This window comes from Azospirillum isscasi (assembly GCF_030849505.1).
Taxonomy (GTDB): Bacteria; Pseudomonadota; Alphaproteobacteria; order Azospirillales; family Azospirillaceae; genus Azospirillum; species Azospirillum isscasi.
On sequence record NZ_JAUJFI010000287.1, the window covers coordinates 1 to 3,231 of the forward strand.

2 protein-coding genes are annotated in these 3,231 nt (G+C 68.3%); both read left to right on the forward strand.

Annotated features, from left to right (window positions below; all coding sequences use genetic code 11):
* The coding region (locus QSG27_RS28190; protein ID WP_306712080.1) for a DotA/TraY family protein at nt 1-2,486 on the forward strand (2,486 nt) is incomplete at its 5' end.
* A gap of 299 nt (nt 2,487-2,785) precedes the next feature.
* The gene (locus QSG27_RS28195) at nt 2,786-3,037 is read left to right on the forward strand and encodes a hypothetical protein (RefSeq protein WP_306712082.1); all 252 of its coding nucleotides are present in this window, start codon (nt 2,786-2,788) and stop codon (nt 3,035-3,037) included.
* The last annotated feature ends 194 nt before the right edge of the window (nt 3,038-3,231 follow it).

Genomic DNA, 3,231 nt, shown 5'->3' on the forward strand with positions numbered 1-3,231 from the left:
CGGCGGTGGCAGCGGCGGCGCTGGCGTGGCGGGCGGGGGTCGCGCACTGGCAGTTGCGCAACGGGCGGCCGGGCTGCTGGCGCGAATGGTGGCACGACGGCGCCGTCGTGCCACCGTCCGACGGCGGCACAGGGCGTGGGCTAGCGTCGATCCTGGTGCTGGTCGCGGCCGGAACGGCGCTGCTGCCGTCCGTCGCGGTCGCGGCGACGGTGGCGAGCGGCGCGGCGTCGGCCGATCCGGCGCTGCGGGCGCTGGCGTTGCTGTTTCCGGCGGATACGGCAACGCCGCTGACACGGCTCGTCAGCGCTCTGGCGGCGTTGCTGAGCGGCGGCGCAGCGGCGGTGATGACGTACACTGTTGTGACGGGGGTCAACGCCGCTGCCGCACGCGGGGAATCCACGCTGACGCACGATGCTGAGCATTTCGGCGCGGCGGCGGTCATCCGAACAGCGGTCTGCGTCGGTCTGCTCGTGCCCGCGCTTCCGTCAGGGCTGAGCGCTGGGCACGCGGCGTACAGTCAACTGGCTGGCTACGCGAGTGGGCAGGCGAGCACCTTGTGGTCGGCGTTTGCCGCCGACGTGCTCGGCGTCGTCACCGATGGCGGCGGCACGACCACGCCAACGGGCAGCCTGGGGATTCCGTCCCCCGTGGGCGGCAACGCCTTGGCGTTGCAGGCGCTCGAGTCCGAAGCCTGCCTCGCTTACATCCGGCACGCCGACAAAACGTCGCATGATCTGGGCGGGCGCGGCAGCGCGATTCCGCCAGTCTCGCCGCCATCTGCGCGGCCGACGGCTGCGTCGGGGCGGTATCTGTGGACCTGGGGGCGGTGCGGCGCTCTCGTGCTGCCAGCAGCCCCGGCGGGCGCCCCGACGGAGTTGTCAACATTCAGGGCCGCCCGGATGGGGGCAGTCGGCACGCTGGTCGAGGCCATCCGTACGACCGGGCTGCCTGACCAACTGGCGGCCGGTGGCATGGCTGGCAGCGGCTCGGCGTGGCCCGACGACAAGCTGCTCCCGGCACTCGCCGAGGCTGCGGCGGCGTATGATGGCACCGTCCGTGCAGCAGCCGGGACGTACCTCGCGACGCGGCAGCGCGGCGCCCGGCAAGCCTCCGTTGACGCCGCGAAAACACAGGGTTGGACGGCGGCAGGTGCGCTCTGGCGGACTCTCGGGGCGGCGAGCGGCGAAGCGGCTACCCTCGCCGCAGAAGCCCCGTCGAGGACGCGGCCGGATACGGATTGGATCGGCGGCGCCATGGGCAAGGAGTGGCCGAACATCGCCGACAGGCTGGCTCGGCAAATCGCGGACGAGTCCCGCATCCCCGCGCTCTCCGGCGACTCCCTGGCGGCACCGGGCGACGAGTCCGCTGAGATATGGGCGCGGCTGGTCAATCCGGTGACGAGGCCTCTGACAGAGTATTTGCTCCGGCAAACACGGTCGGCCGACTCCGACCCACTGGCCGATTCCTTGAGTTTGGGGCACTGGCTGGTGGGCCTATCAGACGCGGGCTGGCTGACCGGCGGCGTTGTCGCTGTCGCCGCAGGAAACGGGATCTCGTCATTTGCGGGTGCCAAAGCGGCCTTCGATTGGTTTGGCGAGCGGATGCGCCCGTATTTGTGGTGGATGTACGGCCTCGGGATAGTTCACTCCTACGTCTTGCCAATGATTCCGTATATCAGCGTAGTATTCGCGGGCATTAACTGGCTTATCTCGCTGGCCGAAATGTTGGTCGCGCTGCCCTTGCTGGCGATGCTGGGCGCCAACCTGTCGGGCCGCGAGTTCGTCAGCGCAGCGTTGCGGCCGGGGCTGATTCTGGTCGCCAACACCGTGGTTTTGCCGCTCTACACGGTCGCTGCCTTGGCGGCGTCGTACTACCTGCTCCCTGTCGGGATGCAGATTGTCGACAAGACGTTTTCGGCTGCATTTCTCGGCTCTCAAGGCGGATTTACTCTCAGCCTGGGCGGGATGCTGGCGGGTCTGACGCTGGCTCTGTGGCTCAAATGGCAGGTGATTATCCGGATATTTGGCGTCGTCCATGAGATTCCGAATCGCTTGCTTCGGTACTGGGGTAGTCGAGATGAGATCGCGGACGGCCGTGCATCCGCCGCCCTGCTCGGCGCGGCGTTCGGTGCCGCCGGTCCTGCCAGTGGCGGCGGCTACCGAGGCGGCGGCGGAAGTGGCCGGGGCGGCGGGAACGGCGGCCGTGGTGGCGGTGGCGGTGGCGACGACGGCGGAGGCCTCGGAATCGAGCCGGTCGGCGGCGGTGGGGCGTCGAAGATCGGCGCGACAACGCGCGGCGGTGACGCGTGGTTCCAGCAAGGCGGTGGGCTGGCTGGGCTGTCGAGCGGGCAACGCGAGTCCGCCGAGAAATCCTACGGTGAGTGGTCCAAGGAAAACCCCAGCGCGGCGGCGCGGCACGGGCTGAGCGATTACGTCGATTACGCGCAGGAGCGGCACGCCGCACGCGGCCGGGGCAAAGCAGAGTAACCAATTGATTTCCCACGCCATTGCGCCGCGTGCGGCGCAATGGCGTGCGGCGCGCAGACGCGCAGCGGCGAGCACGCGCGGCGGGTGAGCCGCGCCTATTTTCCTTCAAGCGCCGACAGTAAAATCCTTGTCAACATTGGTTTGTCACGAGGATTTCTCCAAGCATTGTCGCGATATTTGCTCTGCGTTATTTTCCTTGTCAACATTGAATGCTTTGAGACCGCCCATTTTTTAGTTGACGCGTGCTTTCGATTGCTGTAGCGATTTAGGGGTAACTGAACACGTTGGAGGGCGCACAAATGGGCAGGATGGCGACGGAACGGGTGTTGGAGGTCGTCGGCGAGGGGCCGGGCGCTGTGGTCGCCGACGTTTCGTGGTGCGAGCGCGGCGGCCTGGATCTGCTGGCGTTTGTCGGGGCGGAGCGTGCGGCCGGTCGGACGGACGCGGAAATCGAGGTGCTGGTGCCGTCGCGTTGGGGCTGGCTGAGCGACGCGGAAATCATCGGGGACACCGTCTACGTGTACGCGTCCTGCGTCCCGGCGGTGCTGTGATTCGAGAAAGGTTTCTGACCCTGCCATGTCAAAGAATCTTTCTCTCGGCGCCGCGCTCGCGAAGCGGCGGCGCGCACTTCGGCTGACGCTCTGCGAAGCCGCCGGGCGGGCTGGGGTCAGCCGCGCGACGGCGGCAGGCCTGGAGCGCGATCAGGGGCAGCGCCGCAGCCTCGACGCCGTCGCTGCGGCGCTGG